The following is an 18,293-nucleotide window of genomic DNA, read 5'->3' as shown; positions in this document are numbered from 1 at the left end:
CCCGCCCTAACGGAGGTAGCGGTCGAAAACGGTGCGCTCGACCTCGGTGAGATAGGGGCCGAGGTCGATCTCGGCGTCCGGATCGGACAGCGCGGGGTCGGCGTAGCCCATCGCGATGAGCCGGGCCTTCCAGTCGTCCAGCACCGCGCGGTAACGCTCGATCGCCGCGTGCGGGTCGGCAAGTCCTTCCGGCGCCACCGAGGGAAGCTCCGCGACGGCGGCGGCCTGCTCGGTTCTGACCGCCTCGACCATGTCCGGCGCCGGTTGATGGAACCGCACGCCGTATTTCGCGGGGGCCTCGGCGTACAACTCGCGCTGGTAGCCGATTCCCTCCTCGGTCAGCAGGTGTTCGTACCAGGTTCCGAGTGAATCGGTGATCGCCCGCTGCGCGTCGGGTGGCAGGCTCTCCCACACGCCGAGGTTCATCACCTGGTACTGCGAATAGCCCGTGATGGAGACCTCGGTGTAGTGCTTGGCGACCTCGGCAATGCCGTAGGCGACCATGAACTTCGGCATGGCGACGGTGCAGTCGATCACGCCGCGCTGCAACGATTCGTAGATGTCGCCGGTGGGGAGGTTCACCGGAACCATCCCCATGGCCTCGATGTCGCCGTCGGTGAACGTCCCTCCACTGCGGACTCGTTTGCCCCGGGCTTCCTCCAGCGTGCGCACCGGCGTCTTGCAGGCGAGGTGATAGTTCGTGATCGGCGTGTAGGTGAAGAGGATCTTGAGGTCGCGTTCGCGGAAGTATTCGGTGAGCACCTCGTCGGTGAGCACGAATTCCGTGATCGCGGCGAATCCCTGCATCAGGCCGAGTGGGTCGCGTGGCTCCACCAGCGAGTTGAGGTGGGTGAGCCAGTTGCTCATCGGATATTCCGAAGGGTATTTCTCGGGACCGAACATGCCGATGTCGGCGATCCCGCCGCGTACTCCCTGCGCCATCTCCTCGGAGGTGAGCAGGCTTCCACCCCAATACGATTCGAAAGTGATCTTTCCGCCGGTCCGGCGTTCGACCTCGGCGGCGAACGCGTTGAACGGCCCGTCGGCGGAGGCGGCCGTGAAGTTGGCGACCCGCAGGGTCACTGGCCGCAGCTCGGCGAGGCTGTCACCCGTGATCCGGTGACCGCCCGCGCAGCCGGAGAAGACGAGAACGCAGCACATGATCGCCGCGATCGCGGTAACAGGACGGGACGGTCCGACAATCGACTTCATTGGCAATGCCTTTCAGGTCCCTGACGCGGTGACGATCCTCGCGTGGAGAACGGTCACCGGGATGAAGCGCCGTCGCCGAGCCGCTTCGGAGAAACCGACCTCCTGTCATCACCGGGTGCGAAAGGCTCGTGACGGCATGCGGCCCGCGCCCGTGCGGACCGTTTTCGGAAGTACGTCGTTGTGTTCCGGCGACCGGACCGGCTCGCCGAATCGGTTTCCCGCAACGAGAAAAACAGAGCTTGCTCGCGGCGGCACGACACGCTCAATGTTTCAAAGGCTGGACCTATGGATTGGAACACGGTCGTGTCGGCGTGTCAACGCCGTGCCGGAGTCCGGCCTGAACGTCATCGTTTTCTGCTCAACCACACCGAATACGCTCCGCGACGGCAGCGCGATCAGCGTCTTGACACGCATCCAACCGCCACTTAGGTTCAACCATTGACTTGCGATGTTCCGGCGCCGAAAGGGACTCCCGGCGCGCAGGCCGCACCAGCTCTGGGCCGACTGGTATCGTCGAGGGCGCACGGTTTGACACAGAGAGTCTCAGGGAGTAATCGGCCCATGCTGGCTGAGGACGACATCTCCGGGTGATCCGGATCTCGACCAGCGGTGCCCTCGACACGACGGCACCGCTACGAGTCGTTGCCGTCCACTCCCCCTTTTCGCCCTCGTGGGCCACACCGTGCCCACCGCGCGCACGAAAGCTCTCACATGTCCAAAACCGCCATCATCGGCACGAATCTGTCCTTTTCCTGGCCGGACGGCACCCCCGTCTTCGAGGATCTGAGCTTCACCATCGGTGAGGGCCGCACCGGCCTCGTCGGCCCCAACGGCGCGGGCAAGAGCACCCTGTTGAAACTGATCGCCGGTGAGTACCGGCCACGGCGTGGTTCGATGTCGGTGGAGGGGGTCCTCGGCTACCTTCGGCAGACGCTGCCGTTGTCGGGCGAACCGACCGTCGCCGACGTACTGGAGATCGCTCCGGTCGTCCACGCACTGGCGGCGATCGAGCGGGGCGACACGAGCGAGCGGCACTTCACGACCATCGGCTCCGACTGGGACATCGAGGAACGCGCCATCGCGCAGCTCGCCAGGGTCGGCCTCGATGACGTCACGCTCGACCGGCGCCTCGGCACGCTCAGCGGTGGCCAGGTCGTCACGCTCGGTCTCGCCGCGCAGCTGCTGAAACAGCCCGACGTACTGTTGCTCGACGAGCCGAGCAACAACCTCGACCGCGCGGCGCGGCGGCGCCTGCACGCGGTGGTCGCCGAGTGGAAGGGCACCTTGCTGCTGGTGTCGCACGACAGGGCGCTGCTCGACCTGATGGACCAGATCGCCGAACTCGACGAGGAAACGCTCAACCTGTACGGAGGCAACTTCTCGGCCTACGAGGCGGTGCTGCGCTCGGAACGCGAGGTGGCCGAGCGGAACATCCGCAACGCCGAACAAGACCTGAAACGAGAGAAGCGGGAACGGCAGCAGGCGCGCGAGCGGGCGGCCCGCAGGGCGAGCACGGGCGCCCGCACCAACACCGATCTGCCGAAGATCGTCCAGGGCATGCACAAGCGCAGGGCGCAGGAGACCGCGGCGAAGGCCGATGACACGCACGGCAAACGGGTGGAGTCGGCGAAGGCGAAACTCGACGAGGCGGCGAGGACCTTGCGTGACGACAAGACGATCGCGCTGTCCCTTCCGGACACCACGGTGCCCTCGGGCAGGACGGTGTTCCTCGGCGAGCACATCCGGGTACGCCACGACGGCCGCGCGCTGTTCGCGGACGAGGGTCTGAATCTCGCCGTCCGCGGCCCCGAGCGCATCGCCCTCACCGGCGACAACGGCGCGGGAAAGTCGACGCTGCTCCGGGTCCTCAGCGGTGACCTCGTACCGGAGCACGGCGTCATGACCAGGGCCGAGGGCAGGATCGCCTATCTGTCACAGCGGCTGGACCTGCTGGATCCCCTTCGGTCGACGGCGGACAACCTGCGCGCGTTCGCGCCGGAGCGCTCGGCTTCGGACACCATGCACCTGCTGGCCCGATTCCTGTTCACCGGAGACCGCGCCGACATTCCGTTTGGCTCGCTCTCCGGCGGAGAACGGCTGCGCGCGACGCTATTGTGCGTGCTGTGCGCGGAACCCGCACCGCACTTGCTGTTGCTCGACGAACCGACGAACAACCTCGATCTCGCGAGCACGGCTCAGTTGACCAGCGCGCTCAACGCCTACCGTGGCGCGTTCGTCGTGGTGAGCCACGACGACGTGTTCCTTTCCGAGATCGGGGTGGGCCGCTGGTTGCGGCTGGCAGGAGGCGCGCTGACGGAGACGGGGTGACCGCGCGGCCCCGGGGCGTCAGCCGCCGGTGCGCCGCCCCGCCCTCGCCAGCAGCGGGATGCGCCCTCCGGCGAGCACCGCCTCCACCTGCCGTCCGGAAAGCCGGTGCAGTAGCCGGTAGTCCTCGTCGCGCGTCTCGTTGTGCACGGTGATCTCCGTGCCGCCCGCGAGCTGGCCGCGCGGATCGCGCAGCACGAGCACGGCTTCGCGCTCGATGCGGTCGTAGTCGGCCGGGTCGGTGAATTCCAGCGCGAGGATGCCGAAGTTGGCGAGGTTCTGCCAGTGGATCCGCGCGTAGGACTTGGCGAGCACGGCACGCAGGCCGAGGTGACGCGGGGTGATCGCGGCGTGCTCCCGTGACGAGCCCTGCCCGTAGTTGTCGCCCGCCACGACGAAATGTCCTTCCTCGCCGTTCTCGCGGGCCCGGCGAGGGTAAGTCTCGTCGATCCGGGTGAAGGTGAAGTCGGCGAGCTTCGGGACGTTGGAGCGGAACGGCAGCGCCCGCGCCCCCGCGGGGGAGATCTCGTCGGTCGAGACGTTGTCGCCGAGTTTCAGCAACACAGGTCCCCTCAGCTCACCCGGAAGCGGCGGGAATTCGGGCAGCGACGAGATGTTGGGGCCCTTCACCAGCTGCGTGGCTTTCGCCTCGTCCGGCGGAAGCGGCGGGACTAGCATGTCGGTGTTGATCGTCGCCTTCGACGGCAGCCCGAGGCCGGTCCATTCCAGACCGGAGCGCTCGGCGAAGTCACGCGGATCGGTGATGACGCCGGTCAGCGCGGAGGCCGCCGCCGTCTCCGGCGAGCACAACCACACCGAATCCTCCGCGGTACCGGACCGGCCGGGGAAGTTGCGCGGAAACGTGCGCAGCGAGTTGCTTCCCTGCGCCGGAGCCTGGCCCATGCCGATACAGCCCATGCAGCCGGCCTGGTGGATCCGCGCCCCCGCCGAGATGAGGTCGAACGTCACGCCCAGCTTCGTCAGGTCGGCGAAGATCTCCCGCGACGAGGGGTTGACGTCGAAGCTCACCGCGTCGCTGGTCTGCCGCCCCCGCACGATCCGGCCCGCGATCGCGAAATCCCGCAGTCCGGGGTTGGCCGAGGAACCGATCACCACCTGGGAGATGCCGGTTCCGGCGACCTCGCTCACCAGGACGACGTTGTCCGGAGCGGACGGCATCGCGATCAGCGGCTCCACAGCGGACAGTTCAATGTGGTCCTCCACGTCGAATACGGCGCCCTCGTCGGCAACGATCTCGACGAAATCGCCCGCCCTTCCCTCTGCTTCGAGAAACGCGGCCACCGCGCCGTCGGAGGGAAAAACCGTGGTGGTGGCGCCCAGTTCGGCACCCATGTTGGCGATCACGTGCCGGTCCATCGCGGTCAGGGTCGCCACGCCGGGGCCGTGATACTCGATGATGCGGTTGAGCCCGCCCTTCACTCCGTGCCTGCGCAACATCTCCAGCACGACGTCCTTGGCCGACACCCACGGGGGTAGTTCGCCGGTCAGCCGGACGCCCCAGATCTCGGGCATCCTGACGTACACCGGTTCACCCGCGATCGCCAGCGCGGCCTCCAGCCCGCCGACCCCCATCGCGAGCATGCCGAGCGATCCGGCGGCACAGGTGTGCGAATCGGAGCCGACCATGCTCTTGCCGGGAATCCCGAATCGCTGCATGTGCGTCGGGTGCGAGACACCGTTGCCCGGCTTGGAGAACCACAGCCCGTAACGGCGGCAGGCGGAACGCAGGAACTCGTGGTCCTCCGCGTTCTTCTCGTCTGCCTGCAACAGGTTGTGATCGACGTACTGGACGCTGACCTCGGTCCGCGCCCGGTCCAGCCCCATCGCCTCCAGTTCCTGCATGACGAGGGTTCCGGTGGCGTCCTGGGTCAAGGTCTGGTCGATGCGCAGTCCGATCTCGGTTCCCGGCCGCAGGTCACCACTCACGAGATGGTCCGCGATCAGGTGTTGTGCGACGGTCCGTGGCATGGCTGCGGATTACCCACGGGCACGCGTGAGCAATCATGGAGGACATGACACGCGGCGCGCACTGGGACGTGCTGCTCGTGGTCGCGGTCGGCGGCGGGCTCGGCAGCCTCGCGAGATACGGTCTCGCCGAGGCCATTCCGCATCCGGAAGGCGGCTTCGCGGTGGCGACCCTGCTGACCAACATCACCGGCTGCCTGCTGATCGGCGCGCTGATGGTGGTCATCACCGACTCCGCGAGACCGCACCGGCTGCTGCGGCCCTTTCTCGGGATCGGCGTCCTCGGCGGTTTCACCACGTTCTCCACCTGCGTCGTCGACGCCATCGAGTCGGTGATGGCCGGAAACGCCGGAATCGCCATCGCCTACGCGCTGGCCAGCGTCGCCGCCTCGCTCGTTGCCGTCGTGGCTTCAATGCTGCTAACCCGAAGGGTGCTGCACGGCTTCGGCAGGCGATCCATGGTCCGGCGAGAAACCGAGAACCAGCACGGAGGTGTGTGATGCGCTTGTCAGGCCGCGCGCTGCGGGTGACGGTGTACTTGGGCGAGGACGACACGTGGCAGCACGCTCCGCTCTATCACGAGATCGTGCGCAGGGCGAGGGACGCCGGGCTCGCTGGAGCTTCGGTGCTACGCGGCATCGAAGGCTACGGCGCGAGTTCGCTGATCCACACGACCCGGTTGCTCTCGCTGTCGGAGGACCTTCCCGTCGTGGTGGTCATCGTCGACGAACCCGACCGCGTACGAGAGTTCCTGCCCCAGCTCGACGAGCTGATCGGCGAAGGACTCGTGACACTCGACGAGGTGGACGTGATCCGCTACGTCGGCAGGCGGGAGTGATGACGGCGCTGCTGATCGTGCTGGGCGGCGCGGTGGGCGCGGTGCTGCGGTTCCTCGTCGATCGCGGGGTGCAGCGCCGCCACGATTCGGCGTTTCCGTGGGGCACGCTGACGGTCAACGTGGCCGGTTCGGCGGTGCTCGGCGTGCTGGCGGGCTGGGCGCTCGCCGGTGGCCGACCGGATGCGGTGCAGGCGCTCGTCGGTGTCGGGTTGTGCGGATCGCTCACCACGTTCTCGACGTTCGGGTACGAAACGGTCCGGCTGCTGGCCGACCGGGCCCGGCTCTATGCCATCGCGAATGTCGTGATCACGGTGTTCGCCGGGTTCGGCGCCGGTACGGCAGGGCTGGTCACCGCCGTCGCGCTGTGGGGCCACTGACGTCCCGGCTTGCCATCGGCGGGCTCGCGGTGCCACCATGGAACGTAATTCATCACGCGAAGAATTTTTCCGAGGAGGCACTCGTGGTACTACCCAAGCGCGTCGCCCGCTTCAACAAAGTCGTCACCAACCGCGTGCTCGGCCCGTTCGCGGGATCGCTTCCCGGATTCGCCATCCTGACCCACAAAGGACGCAAATCCGGCACGGCATATCGCATCCCGCTCAACGTGTTCCGCACGAGCGAGGGGTACGTCGTCGCGCTCACCTACGGCCCTGGCGCCGACTGGGTGAAGAACGTGCTCGCCGCGAACGGATGCGAGATCCGCACCAGGGGCAAGGACATCACCCTCACCGCGCCACGGCTCGTGCACGACGAGGAGCGCTCCGCGATGCCGCCGGGCATCCGGCACTTCCTCGGTCTGGTCGGCGTGACCGATTTCCTCTTCCTCACGCGGAAGGACTGAGTGCCCTCACCTGGTCGATCGGGTCGCCGCCAGTGGGAAGCACCGAGATCACCGGCGTCGTCAGCCCGTTGTCCACATAGGATTTAATGCGCTCGCGGCAGCGGGCGGGACTGCCGTGCACGATCAGGTCGTCGACGACCTCGTCGGGGATGACCTCGTTGGCCCGCTTGCGATCGCCTTCCGCCCACGCCTCGTGCATGGGCGCGAGCCGTTCGCCCCTTCCGAGCCAGTCGTGAAAGGCCCTGTACACGGGAACCGTGAGATAACTGCTGATCAGCAGCCTGCCCAGCGAGCGCGCGGCATCGGCGTCCTCGGTGGGGCACACGAAAATCCGGGCGACGAGTTCGAGATCCGGCCCGGTCTCGGCCCTCACCGCCGGAACGTCGGAGGGAGCGAGCCAGTTGGTGATGGCGCCGTCGGCTTCCTTCGCGGCCAGCCGCAGCATCCCCGGCCGCAGCGCGGCGAGCATCACCGGCGGGGCCGTTTCCGGGGCACGCTCCAGTTTGAACTTCTCGACGGAGAACGTCGGATAGTCCTGGGTGACCTTCTCCCCGGCCAGCGCGGATCGCAGGAAACGCAGGGTGTCGCGGGTCCGCGCGTAGGGGTCGGTGAACTCGGCCGCGTTCCAGTTGCGCACGATCACCGGCGAGGACGTGCCGATCCCGAGCACGAACCGGCCAGGAGCGCATTCGGCGAGCGTCGCCGCGCTCATGGCGAGCAGGCCGGGCCCTCGCGTGTAGACCGGCACGATCGCGGTGCCCAGCCGCAGTTCCGGCGCCCATTGCGAGGCCAGCAACAGCGGCGAGAACGCGTCGGTGCCCGCCGTCTCCGCCGTCCACGCGTCGGTGTAGCCGAGGCCGGGCAACGACTCGATCAGTTCGCGGTGCCGGGGCAGCGGCACTCCCGTGAGCGGGATCGTGATCCCCCACCTGCTCATCGCCGCGCCTCCAGTTCCCTGCCGATCCACTCGACCTGCATGCGCATCAGGTTTTCCGCGACCTCCTCGGCCTGTGGCGTCATGTGCGTCGCACCGGCAAGCGGGAGGAACGTGTGCGCCTTGCCCGCGGCCAGCAACGCCGAGGACAACCGCAGCGCGTGCGCGACGAACACGTTGTCGTCGGCGAGTCCGTGCACGATGAGCAAAGCAGCACGCAGGCCGGGCGCGTCCTCGATGACCGAGTTGCGGCGATAGCTGTCCGGTTCGTGCTCGGGATGCCCGAGGTAGCGCTCCGTGTAGTGCGTGTCGTACAACGACCAGTCGGTGACCGGCGCGCCCGCGACCGCGGCGTGGAAGACGTCGGGCCTGCGCAGCACGGCCAGCGCGGCGAGGTAGCCGCCGTAGGACCAGCCCCTGATGGCTACCCTGCCGAGGTCGAGGTCAGGCACCTCCGCCGCGACGGCGTGCAGCGCGTCGACCTGGTCGGCGAGGGTGACCTCGGCGAGTTCCCTCGCGACCTCACGCTCCCAGCGCGGACCCCTTCCCGGCGTTCCCCTTCCGTCGACCACGAGCACGGCGAATCCCTGGTCGGCGAGCCACTGCGAGGTCAGGAACGCGTTGCGGCTCTGGAGTACGCGCTGCGCGTGCGGGCCGCCGTAGGGGTCGAGGAGAACGGGAAGGGTTCCGCTGCCCCGCTCGTAGCCGGCCGGCAGCAGCAACGCGGCGCGCAGCCCCCGCTCCCCCAGGGTCAGCCAAACCGGTTCGGGGACGATCCCCGGATCCACTGTGGACGATGCGATGGACACGGCGGGCGAACCGTCGCGCGACACCACGACCTTCGGCCCGCTGTATTCGAGGCTCCACGAGGACAACACGGTGACCTCGGCGGTACCGGCACCGATGTGCACGCCGTCCACTGTGGATACCCGGATCACCGAATCGCGCTCGGTGCGGTAGACGTGGATCTGCGTCGGATCGGAATCGGATGCGGTGAACAGCACCTCGTCACCGACGTGCACCACCGACCGCACCTGCAATTCGGGCCCGGTCACCGGTTTGCCGTCAACGACGAGCCGGTAGGCGCCGTCGGCCGAACTGACGTGCACCAACCTGCCGTCGGCCGTCCACGCGGGAACACCCTGGACGATCTCCACCCAGTCCGGGTCGGTTTCGGTGTGCAGCAAGGAAGTCGAGCCATCGGCGACGTCGATCGCGTAGAACCGCAGCGCGCGCTGGTCGCGAGGCTGCACGGCGATCAGCGGCGGGCCGCCCGCCGACCAGTGCACCGCGACCAGGTACTCCCAGTCGCCCTGCTCGACGTCGACCCGGGAACCGTCGAGGCCGAGCAGCGACAGCGAAACGGACACGTTGGTGGTTCCCGCCGCCGGGTAGGCGACGGTGTTCACCGGTGCTTCCGGCCGCGCGGGGTCGGCGATGTTCCACCGGGGAACCTCGGAGCGATCGCTGCGCTCGGCCAGCACGCGCTGCCCGTCCGGCGACCACCAGTAGCCCCTGACCCTGCTCATCTCCTCGGCGGCGATGAACTCGGCCAGTCCCCATGCGACGTTCTCGGTGTTGTCGGCGTGCTCGCTGACCAGCGCCCTGTCCTGGCCGGTGGCGAGGTTCAGTACCCGCAGCGTGCGCTCACTCACGTAGGCGACGTGCCTGCCCGTGGGATCCGGCCTCGGGTCGACGACCGCCCGTTCGGCGCGCAAGGTGCTCGTGCCCGTTGCCAGGTCGGCGGTGTAGAGCTTGCCGGACAACGAAAACGCCGCGACGGTGTGCGCGTCGTCCACGGCATAGCCGACGACACCACCCGAGGTTTCCCTCGCTCGCTCCCTGCGGGCCCGCTCCTCCGGAGGGAGGTCCTCCTCGCCGGACAGCAGCGCGGCGGCGTCGACCACCTTCGACTCCGCTCCGGAAGCCAGGTCCACCGACCACAGGCTGTTGCGCCGGTCGTAGCCGGACTCGGCCCTGAGGAACAATACGTGCGAGCCGTCGGGCGCGACCCGGAATTCCTTCGGCGCGCCCAGTGTGAAGCGCTGGGTACGGGCCTGCGTGCGGAGGAAGGAGAGATCGTCGGTCACGAGGCCCCACTCTTGCAGAAGGCCCCTCACCGGCGCCATCACGCCACGCGATGCAACGAATCGCCGGGCAGCAGGCCGCGATGCGCAACGAACGACGACGGAAAGGCACCGAATCCGGCTGATCTGCGCGTTGGCTTGGCTCTACGCTGAACATATGACGACCCTCGCCGACGGCCCGGCCCGCACCGGCCCCGCCGACTTCATCGCACTCGACGAGCGCTGGAGCACGCACAACTACCACCCGCTACCGGTGGTGATCGCCCAGGCAGAGGGCGCGTGGGTCACCGACGTCGACGGCAACGCCTACCTCGACTTCCTCGCCGGCTACTCGGCGCTCAATTTCGGCCACCGGCACCCCGATCTGCTTGCCGCCGCCGTCGAACAGCTCGGCAGGGTCACGCTCACCTCCCGCGCGTTCCACCACGACCAGCTCGGGTTGTTCTGCTCGGAACTGGCCGAGCTGACCGGCACGGACATGGTGCTGCCCATGAACACGGGCGCCGAAGCCGTCGAATCGGCCATCAAGGTCGCCCGCAAATGGGCCTGCCAGGTCAAGGGCATCACGGAAGGCGAGATCGTCGTCGCCTCCGGAAACTTCCACGGCAGGACCACGACGATCGTCTCCTTCTCCACCGACGAGACCGCCCGCGCCGGCTTCGGCCCGTTCACGCCGGGTTTCGTGGTCGTGCCCTACGGCGACGCGGCGGCGCTGGCCGAAGCGATCACCGAGCGCACGGTGGCGGTGCTGCTCGAACCGATCCAGGGAGAGGCCGGGGTCGTGGTGCCGCCCGACGGCTACCTCACCAAGGCCCGCGGGTTGTGCGACGAGGCCGGTGCCCTGCTGATCGCCGACGAGATCCAGTCCGGTCTGGCCCGCACCGGCACCGTGTTCGCGCTGGATCACGAGCGAGTGACCGCCGACCTCTACACGCTGGGCAAGGCGCTGGGCGGCGGCATTCTCCCGGTGTCGGCCGTCGTCGGGAAGGCCAAGGTGCTCGGGGTGCTGCGCCCCGGTGAGCATGGTTCGACCTTCGGCGGCAACCCGCTGGCCTGCGCCGTCGGAAGGGCCGTCGTCGGGCTGCTCTCCACGGGCGAGTTCCAGCAGCGATCGACGGCACTCGGCGCGCACCTGCACTCCAGGCTCGGCGAACTCGTCGGCTCGGGGCTGTCGGCGGTCCGTGGCCGCGGCTTGTGGGCAGGCGTCGACATCGCCGAGGGCGGGCTGAGCGGGCGCCAGGCGTGTGAGGCGCTGATGACCCGTGGCGTGCTGTGCAAGGAAACCCATGGCAGCACCCTGCGGCTCGCGCCACCGCTGATGATCAGCGAGCGGGACCTCGACCAGGGTATCGACGCGCTAGCCGAGGTCGTGGCGGTCGCCTGAACCCGGGCCCCGCCGCAGCCGGACCCGGCCCGGACCCGGCGGGCCCGCCCACGAGGCGCGAGTCCCCCGCTCAGGCCGCCGAGATCCGCACCCAGGACAGCGACATCCGCACCCAGGCGCGCGAGATCCGCACTGAACGCGGAACTCGGCGGCGGCAACGCGGGACTCGCGCGCGGGGCTCCGCCGCGCGCACGGCGGCTCAGCCCGCTACCGCCGCGGCCAGGCCACCCACCTCGCTCACCTCACCGTCCTCGGCGAACAACACGTACCGGTCGAACGACTCGGCGAACCAGCGATCGTGCGTCACCGCGACCACCGTGCCGGTGAACTCCGCCAGCGCACCCTGCAACGCCTCGGCCGACACCAGGTCGAGGTTGTCGGTCGGCTCGTCGAGCAACAGCAGCGTGGCACCGGACAGTTCGAGCAACAGCACCTGGAACCGGGCCTGCTGCCCACCGGACAACGTCTCGAACCGCTGCTCGGCAGAGGCCGCGAGACCATACCTGCTCAACGCGGCCGTCGCCGTTCCTCTGTCCATTCCGGACCGCGAGCCCTCACCGCGGTGCAGGATGTCCAGCAGCGTTCTGCCCTCCCACTCGGGATGCTGGTGCGTTTGCGCGAAAAGCCCGGGAACGACCCTCGCGCCGAGCCTGCACTCGCCGGTGTGCCCGACTTCTTCGCCGGCGAGCAGCCGCAGGAAGTGACTCTTGCCGGAACCGTTGGCACCGAGGACACACACCCGGTCAGCGAAGAAGATCTCAAGGTCGAACGGTGCCATCAGCCCGGTCAGTTCGAGCCGTTCGCAGGTGATCGCCCTGACGCCGGTCCGGCCGCCGCGCAGCCGGGGCGTCACGCGCTGCTCCTTCGGCGGCAGCGGCGGCGCGCCCGCCTCGGTGAACTTGCGCAACCGGGTCTGCGCGGCCCGGTACCGGCTGGCCATGACGTCACTCATCGTCGCGGCCCGCTGCAACGACCTGACCAGCTCCTTGAGCTGCTCGTGCTTGTCGTCCCATCGTCTGCGCAGCTCCGCCATCCGGTCGGCCCTCGCCAGCCTCGCCGCGTGCCAGTCGCGGAAACCGCCGCCGTGCACCCACGCCGTCCCGCCCTCGACGGTGACGATGTGGGTCGCGGCCGTTGCCAGCAACTCCCGGTCGTGGCTGACCAGCAGCACGGCCTTTCCCGACTCGGCAAGCCGCTGCTCAAGCCAGCGTTTGCCCGGCACGTCGAGGTAGTTGTCGGGTTCGTCGAGCAGCAGCACCTGTTCCGGCCCGCGGAGCAGCGCTTCGAGGACCAGCCGTTTCTGCTCCCCGCCCGACAGCGTCCCGACGTCGCGGAACCTGGCGCGATCGAACGAAAGTCCGAGCGCCGCGACGGTCACCGTGTCCCACAGCACCTCGGCCTGGTAGCCGCCCGCCTCACCCCACGCGGTGAGCGCGTCGGCGTAGCGGAGCTGGGTGGCCTCGTCGTCGCGGTCCATGAGTTCGAGTTCGACGGCGTCGAGCGCCTTCGCGGCCTGGCGCAGCCGTGAGGGCGCGACGGCCAGCAGCAGGTCACGCACCGTGCGCTCGTCCCTGACCGAGCCGACGAACTGCGGCATGACCGCGAGCCCTCCTTGCACGACGGTCGACCCACCACGAGGCGCGAGCTCACCGGCGAGGATCCGCAGCAACGTGGACTTTCCAGCGCCGTTGTCGCCGACGAGCGCGACGACGTCACCCGAGCGCACGCGAAACGACACGTCGTCGAACAACGTCCTGCCACTGTCGAGCCGGTAGCCGACCGCGCTCACTTCCACAAAGCCCACGACCGGCATCGTGGTGCATACCCCCGCCGTCCGCGACCGAATTCCGCGCGGGGGCAGGATGAGCGGGTGGCCGGTGTTCGCGCGTTCGTGGTGGCGGCGGCCGGTGCGCTCGCCATGCTCGCGCTCGGCCTGCCCTTCGCCGGTGAGCGGGCCGCGACGGGACCGGACGCAGCCGTCGCCAGCTGGGCGGAGTTACTGCCCCGGCCGCTGTCGTCCGCGTTGGTGCTGCCGACCGAACCGCCCGTGATCCTCGCCGTGATCGCGATCGTGGCGTTGTTTCTCGGTACCCGGCGTGACTGGACCGGCGTCACACTGATCGTCGCCGCGCCCTCGATCGCCGTCGCGCTCAACAGCCTGGTCCTCAAACCGCTGTTCGGGCGCTACTACGCCGACCATCTCGCGTATCCGAGCGGGCACACGGTGAGCCTCGCCACCGTCGTCGTGGTGCTGGCGCTGCTGGCTCCCCGTCGCCGGACGAAAGCCTGGGTGGCCGCCGCCGGTGTGCTGCTCGTGACGGCCGCCGGCCTCGGCATGGCCGGGCTGGGTTACCACTACGCCACCGACGTGCTCGGCGGCGCGCTGTGGGCCGTGGCCGTCGGGACCTCGACAGCGGGTCTGTTAGCCCGGCACGGAAGGCGAGGCGGCGGCGTCTCTGGCCAGCGCGGTGAGCCTGCTGACCGCGCGTAGGTACTTCTTGCGGTACCCGCCGGCGAGCATGTCGCCGGTGAACAGCGAACCGAGCGAGTCGCCGGACACCAGCACGGGGATCGCCCTGTCGTAGAGGCGGTCGGCGAAAGCGACGAGGCGCAGCGCGATCGACTGGTCCCCGGCGGGCCGCACACCGCTGAGGTGCACGGCGGAAACCCCGTCGACGAGCCTGCCGTAACCGGAGGGATGCAGGGTCGCGAGGTGCTCGCACAGGGCGTCGAAATCGTCGAGCGTCGACCCGGCCCTCGCCAGCGCCGAGGCCCGCAGATCCTCCTCCGTGAGCGGCCGGGGCGGTTCGGGAAGCCCACGGTGCCGGTAGTCGGGCCCGTCGACGCGCACGATGCCGAACCGCGCCGACAGCGACTGGATCTCGCGCAGGAAGTCCTCTGCCGCGAACCGGCCTTCGCCGAGCTTGTCGGGCAGCGTGTTGGACGTCGCGGCGACGAACACTCCGGCGTCGGTCAGCTCCCTCAGCAGCCGCGTGACGAGCATCGTGTCGCCGGGATCGTCGAGTTCGAACTCGTCGATGGCGAGCAGCTTGTGCCCTGACAGTCGCCTGACGGCCTCCGCGAAACCCAGCGCGCCCACGACGTGGGTGAGTTCCACGAAGGTGCCATAGGACTTGGGACCAGGCACCGCGTGCCACAACGAGGCGAGCAGGTGTGTCTTGCCGACGCCGAACCCGCCGTCGAGGTACACGCCTGGCGACTCGGGTCGCGGAGCGGCCTTGCGGCCGAAGAGCCCGCGCCTGCCGCTCTTCGTTCCCGCCGTAACCCGTTCGGCGAAGCCCTCGCACGCGGTGACGGCGGCGGCCTGGCTGGGTTCGGCCGGGTTGGGCACGTAGGTGGAGAACCGGACGCTGTCGAAGCGCGGCGGCGGCACCAGCGTCGTGACCAGCTCGTCGGCGTCGATGTGGGGCCGGCGGCCGGTCAGCGTCTCGGTGGGCATGCCGGTCAGGTTAGCTTCCGTCATTCCGGCGGGGCCGGGTCATGTGGCAGTCATGTGGCGCCGGTCAAACTCGCCGGGTCCGCACCATCCCGGATGGACCGCACCGGTGGCCCGTGCTGGGATGGCAACCGTGCAACGTTTGTGGCCCCCAGTCCAGGACGGCGAGCCTTCCGGCCCGCTCTCCGACACCGACCTCGAACAGCTCTACGCCTACCCCGATCAGCTGAGCGGGCCATGGGTGCAGGCCAATTTCGTGTCGTCGGCCGACGGCGCGGTGACGGTGTCCGACCGCTCGGAGGGACTGTCGCATCCCGCTGACAAACGGATCTTCGCGCTGGGCAGGGAACTGGCCGACGTGGTACTCGTCGGCGCGGGCACCGTCAAGGCCGAGAACTACCGGGGCGTCAGGTCGAACGCCGCGCGCGCCGAACGACGGCTGGCCCGCGGCCTGGCCGAAGTGCCACCCATCGCGGTCGTGACCGGCCGCTGCACGATCCGGCCGGACGGCCCGCTGTTCACCGACACGCTCGTGCCCCCGATCGTGATCACCACGGAGAATGCCCCCGTGGAACGCAGAGCGGCGCTCACTGACGCCGGCGCCGAGGTGCTCGTCGCCGGTGAGCACGCCGTCGACCTCGAAGCGGCGCTGGCGCTGCTGGACGAACGCGGCCTGCGCAGGATCAACTGCGAGGGAGGGCCGCATCTGTTCGCCACGCTCGTCGCCCAGGATCGCGTCGACCAGCTGTGCCTGACGCTGGCGCCGCTGCTGGCCGGAGCGGGAGCCGACCGGATCGTCGCGGGATTGGCGGCACCGGAACCGCGCGCGATGCGGCTGGAGTCACTGCTGCACGAGGACGGGTTCACGATGCTGCGCTACCGCAGGGCTGGGCACGATCCGGACGACCCGGGCTGATGAACGACACCCGCGCCCCCGGAAACACCGGCGAGGGACGCGACCCGGACATCGCCGTGCTCGCCAGGGCCGCTCGCGGTGAGGCCGCGGCCTTCGACCGGCTGGTCCGCAAGCACACTCCCCGGATGTACCGGGTCGCGCTGCGGCTGACCGGCAGCGCGGCCGAGGCGGAGGACGTCGTGCAGGAGGCGTGGCTGTCGGCGTGGCGGGCGATGCCGGGCTTCCGGGGCGAGGCCGCGGTGTCGACCTGGCTGTACCGGGTCGTCACCAACACCGCGCTCGCCTCGTTGCGCAGGCGGGCGCCAACGGTGTCGCTCGACGCGGCGATCGGGCACGGCGCCGGTGGTGACGAAGGAGGCGGCACGCTGTTCGGAATGGGAGCGCTGAGCGATCCGCACGCCAACCCCGAGGGCAAGGTCGTGCGCGCCGAGCAGGTCGGCGCCGTCCTGCATGCCATCGGGCAGCTGGAGTTGTCCCAGCGGGTACCGCTGGTGCTCAAGGAACTGGAGGCGCTGAGTTACGAGGAGGTCGCTCAGGTGCTCGCCGTCAGCGTGCCGGCTCTGCGAGCGCGGCTGCACAGGGCGAGGGTGGCCCTGCTCGCGAAATTGGGGACCCGGCCGTGACCGCCGGCCGAGAGCCGCTGGAGGACCCCCGGTGGGAGTGGGTGCGGGCGGCCGCGCTCGCCCCTGTCGCCACTCCGCGAGGGCTCGTCGACCGCGTGTTGTTCTCCGTGCGCGGGCGAAAGGGGCAAGGGCTCGCCGATCCGGTGCTGCTGCGCCAGGACGGCGGCACGCTCCACGTCGGTGAGCGCGCCGTCGTCACGCTGGCCCTTCGCGCGGCCCGCGACACGGCGGCCACGATCGGCGGGGTCGGCGTCTCCGCGGCCGCGATGGCCGGAGACGGGGTCGACCTGCTGGTGACCGTCCACTACGGAACCCCGGCGGCTGAGGCGGCGCGGCGACTGCGCACGGACGTGTCCGCCGCGCTCGCGGCCCAGTTCGGCACCGCGGCGCCCCCGGTGTCGGTGCACATCACCGATCTGCGGACCGATCTCCCAGAGAGCTAGGCCGGGGTCTGATGAACCTCTGCAGGGGACACGCTGGCCACGCGCGGCAGGCTACGGGTTCGTCAGACCTGAGCTAACCCGTTAGAGGGAGTCCCGAGCGGGCCCGGCGGAGAACCCACATCGTATTAGCAGGCAGGGGGTTCGTGTCCCTCGTCCACTTTGCGGAAGGAGCACCGCCATGGCAGACAACACCGCGACCAAGCCGGAGACGGCACCCGAACCGCGGTCGGGTTCCTCAACCACCTCGACGACGCTCAACGCGGAGGGCAACGCGGGCAAGACGACCATCGCCTCGTCGGTCGTGCAGAAGGTGTCCGGCATCGCGGCCGGCGAAGTGTCCGGTGTGTACGCGCTGGGCGGCGGGGTGTCCCGGGCGTTCGGGGCCATCAGGGAACGCATCCCCGGATCGGGAACCGTCACCACGTCGGGTGTTTCGGTCGAGGTCGGGGAAAAGCAGGCAGCCGTCGATCTCGACCTCGTCGTCGAGTACGGCGCGCGCATCGTGGACGTGGCCAAGGCGGTACGCAGGAACGTGATCTCCACTGTGGAGCAGATCACCGGACTCGACGTGATCGAGGTGAACATCGCCGTCAACGACATCCACGTCCCCGAGGAGGACGACGGCGAGGAGAACACCTCCCGCGTCGAGTGAGCAGGCCGCGATGAGCGAACCCACCGCGCAGGCGCCGCCACCGCTCGCCGGTACCGCCGATGCCATTGCCGCAGCCGTCACCGGCCACCCCCGCGTGGTGCGCCTCGCGGGCGGCAGGTACGGCGCACTGGCCACGCACCTGCCCGGCCGCAAGGTGACCGGTGTGCGGGTGACCGGCGATGGCGAGCCGGTCGACATCGGTGTCGTGCTCACGCTCGGCGACCCGCTTCCCGGCGTGGTGGCCGAGTTGCGCGAGCGCGTGCGCGCGGTCGCGGGCAAGGTCCCGGTGAACGTGGAGATCACCGACGTCGAGCCGGGCGAATCCAGCACAGTGGACACTCGAAGGGAAGGGGCGTGACGGTGCGCGAGGATGACAGAGCCGAGTTTCTGGCCTATGTCAGGGAAAACCATCCGGATGCCGGTGGTGACCCACACGAGTTCGCCGAAGGTCTCGCCCGGTTCCGGTCGCGCTCCTCCCGGGAGGACGACCGGTTCGACGCGCCGGTGACCTTCACCGAGCGCCCCTCCGTACTTGCCCGCTTCACTCGGCGCAAGAGCAGGCGCGGGCCACGAGTTCACTGATCCGCAGGACCTC

19 protein-coding genes are annotated in these 18,293 nt (G+C 69.3%); 13 read left to right on the top strand and 6 right to left on the bottom strand.

Annotated features, from left to right (window positions below; translation table 11 throughout):
• Positions 1 to 6: 6 nt before the first annotated feature.
• Positions 7 to 1,212, bottom strand: coding sequence for a C4-dicarboxylate TRAP transporter substrate-binding protein (locus BAY61_RS11550; protein WP_091796948.1), 1,206 nt, complete (start codon positions 1,210 to 1,212; stop codon positions 7 to 9).
• 711 nt (positions 1,213 to 1,923) lie between these two features.
• Here BAY61_RS11550 and BAY61_RS11545 point away from each other — a divergent pair.
• On the top strand, positions 1,924 to 3,540 hold the full coding sequence (locus tag BAY61_RS11545; RefSeq protein ID WP_091796946.1) for an ABC-F family ATP-binding cassette domain-containing protein: 1,617 nt from the start codon (positions 1,924 to 1,926) through the stop codon (positions 3,538 to 3,540).
• 18 nt (positions 3,541 to 3,558) lie between these two features.
• Here the strand turns inward: BAY61_RS11545 and BAY61_RS11540 are convergent, their stop codons facing one another.
• Positions 3,559 to 5,526 (bottom strand): aconitate hydratase, encoded by a 1,968-nt coding sequence (locus BAY61_RS11540; RefSeq protein WP_091796943.1) that lies wholly within the window; start codon positions 5,524 to 5,526, stop codon positions 3,559 to 3,561.
• Positions 5,527 to 5,561: 35 nt separating this feature from the next.
• Between BAY61_RS11540 and BAY61_RS11535 the strand changes: the two genes are divergently transcribed.
• The 4 genes from BAY61_RS11535 (at position 5,562) to BAY61_RS11520 (ending at position 7,202) form a co-directional block, all read left to right on the top strand.
• Complete coding sequence (locus BAY61_RS11535; protein WP_091796941.1) at positions 5,562 to 6,023, top strand: fluoride efflux transporter FluC; 462 nt, start codon at positions 5,562 to 5,564, stop codon at positions 6,021 to 6,023.
• The gene (locus tag BAY61_RS11530) at positions 6,023 to 6,361 is read left to right on the top strand and encodes a DUF190 domain-containing protein (protein WP_091796939.1); all 339 of its coding nucleotides are present in this window, start codon (positions 6,023 to 6,025) and stop codon (positions 6,359 to 6,361) included. The genes BAY61_RS11535 and BAY61_RS11530 overlap by 1 nt, the downstream gene beginning before the upstream one ends.
• Positions 6,361 to 6,738 carry a fluoride efflux transporter CrcB gene (gene crcB, locus BAY61_RS11525; protein ID WP_091798730.1) on the top strand — a complete coding sequence of 126 codons (378 nt, stop codon included), beginning with the start codon at positions 6,361 to 6,363 and terminating at the stop codon, positions 6,736 to 6,738. Before BAY61_RS11530 ends, crcB begins: the two co-directional genes overlap by 1 nt.
• An 83-nt stretch (positions 6,739 to 6,821) precedes the next feature.
• Positions 6,822 to 7,202 carry a nitroreductase family deazaflavin-dependent oxidoreductase gene (locus BAY61_RS11520; protein ID WP_091796937.1) on the top strand — a complete coding sequence of 127 codons (381 nt, stop codon included), beginning with the start codon at positions 6,822 to 6,824 and terminating at the stop codon, positions 7,200 to 7,202.
• On the opposite strand, the gene BAY61_RS11515 is transcribed toward BAY61_RS11520, so the two are convergent.
• Both BAY61_RS11515 and BAY61_RS11510 read right to left on the bottom strand, forming a co-directional pair.
• The gene (locus BAY61_RS11515; RefSeq protein ID WP_091798727.1) at positions 7,186 to 8,139 is read right to left on the bottom strand and encodes an LLM class F420-dependent oxidoreductase; all 954 of its coding nucleotides are present in this window, start codon (positions 8,137 to 8,139) and stop codon (positions 7,186 to 7,188) included. The genes BAY61_RS11520 and BAY61_RS11515 overlap by 17 nt on opposite strands.
• Positions 8,136 to 10,265, bottom strand: a complete 2,130-nt coding sequence (locus BAY61_RS11510) for a S9 family peptidase (protein WP_420848728.1) — start codon at positions 10,263 to 10,265, stop codon at positions 8,136 to 8,138. Before BAY61_RS11510 ends, BAY61_RS11515 begins: the two co-directional genes overlap by 4 nt.
• A gap of 115 nt (positions 10,266 to 10,380) precedes the next feature.
• Here BAY61_RS11510 and rocD point away from each other — a divergent pair, with 115 nt between their 5' ends.
• Positions 10,381 to 11,607: an ornithine--oxo-acid transaminase gene (rocD, locus tag BAY61_RS11505; protein WP_091796935.1), complete on the top strand. Its 1,227-nt coding sequence runs from the start codon at positions 10,381 to 10,383 to the stop codon at positions 11,605 to 11,607.
• Between the two features lie 199 nt (positions 11,608 to 11,806).
• On the opposite strand, the gene BAY61_RS11500 is transcribed toward rocD, so the two are convergent.
• Complete coding sequence (locus tag BAY61_RS11500) at positions 11,807 to 13,420, bottom strand: ABC-F family ATP-binding cassette domain-containing protein (RefSeq protein ID WP_211323442.1); 1,614 nt, start codon at positions 13,418 to 13,420, stop codon at positions 11,807 to 11,809.
• Between the two features lie 57 nt (positions 13,421 to 13,477).
• Here BAY61_RS11500 and BAY61_RS11495 point away from each other — a divergent pair, with 57 nt between their 5' ends.
• The gene (locus tag BAY61_RS11495; RefSeq protein ID WP_245866003.1) at positions 13,478 to 14,098 is read left to right on the top strand and encodes a phosphatase PAP2 family protein; all 621 of its coding nucleotides are present in this window, start codon (positions 13,478 to 13,480) and stop codon (positions 14,096 to 14,098) included.
• On the opposite strand, the gene zapE is transcribed toward BAY61_RS11495, so the two are convergent.
• On the bottom strand, positions 14,030 to 15,067 hold the full coding sequence (gene zapE / locus BAY61_RS11490; RefSeq protein WP_091796933.1) for a cell division protein ZapE: 1,038 nt from the start codon (positions 15,065 to 15,067) through the stop codon (positions 14,030 to 14,032). The genes BAY61_RS11495 and zapE overlap by 69 nt on opposite strands.
• A gap of 130 nt (positions 15,068 to 15,197) precedes the next feature.
• Here zapE and BAY61_RS11485 point away from each other — a divergent pair, with 130 nt between their 5' ends.
• The 6 genes from BAY61_RS11485 to BAY61_RS11460 all read left to right on the top strand — a co-directional run bounded on the left by BAY61_RS11485 (position 15,198) and on the right by BAY61_RS11460 (position 18,280).
• Positions 15,198 to 15,980 carry a pyrimidine reductase family protein gene (locus BAY61_RS11485; protein WP_420848726.1) on the top strand — a complete coding sequence of 261 codons (783 nt, stop codon included), beginning with the start codon at positions 15,198 to 15,200 and terminating at the stop codon, positions 15,978 to 15,980.
• Positions 15,980 to 16,603 (top strand): RNA polymerase sigma factor, encoded by a 624-nt coding sequence (locus BAY61_RS11480; protein WP_091796929.1) that lies wholly within the window; start codon positions 15,980 to 15,982, stop codon positions 16,601 to 16,603. Before BAY61_RS11485 ends, BAY61_RS11480 begins: the two co-directional genes overlap by 1 nt.
• Positions 16,600 to 17,046 (top strand): Asp23/Gls24 family envelope stress response protein, encoded by a 447-nt coding sequence (locus BAY61_RS11475; protein WP_091796927.1) that lies wholly within the window; start codon positions 16,600 to 16,602, stop codon positions 17,044 to 17,046. Before BAY61_RS11480 ends, BAY61_RS11475 begins: the two co-directional genes overlap by 4 nt.
• Positions 17,047 to 17,224: 178 nt before the next feature.
• Entirely contained in the window at positions 17,225 to 17,698 is a 474-nt protein-coding gene (locus BAY61_RS11470; RefSeq protein WP_091796926.1) for an Asp23/Gls24 family envelope stress response protein, read from the top strand.
• Between the two features lie 10 nt (positions 17,699 to 17,708).
• Positions 17,709 to 18,056 (top strand): hypothetical protein, encoded by a 348-nt coding sequence (locus BAY61_RS11465; RefSeq protein WP_091796924.1) that lies wholly within the window; start codon positions 17,709 to 17,711, stop codon positions 18,054 to 18,056.
• Complete coding sequence (locus BAY61_RS11460; protein ID WP_091796922.1) at positions 18,053 to 18,280, top strand: hypothetical protein; 228 nt, start codon at positions 18,053 to 18,055, stop codon at positions 18,278 to 18,280. The genes BAY61_RS11465 and BAY61_RS11460 overlap by 4 nt, the downstream gene beginning before the upstream one ends.
• The last annotated feature ends 13 nt before the right edge of the window (positions 18,281 to 18,293 follow it).

Source organism: Prauserella marina (genome assembly GCF_002240355.1).
Taxonomy (GTDB): domain Bacteria; phylum Actinomycetota; class Actinomycetes; order Mycobacteriales; family Pseudonocardiaceae; genus Prauserella_A; species Prauserella_A marina.
Note: the sequence above shows the minus strand (reverse complement) of the source record. Positions and strands in the feature narration are given on the sequence as shown.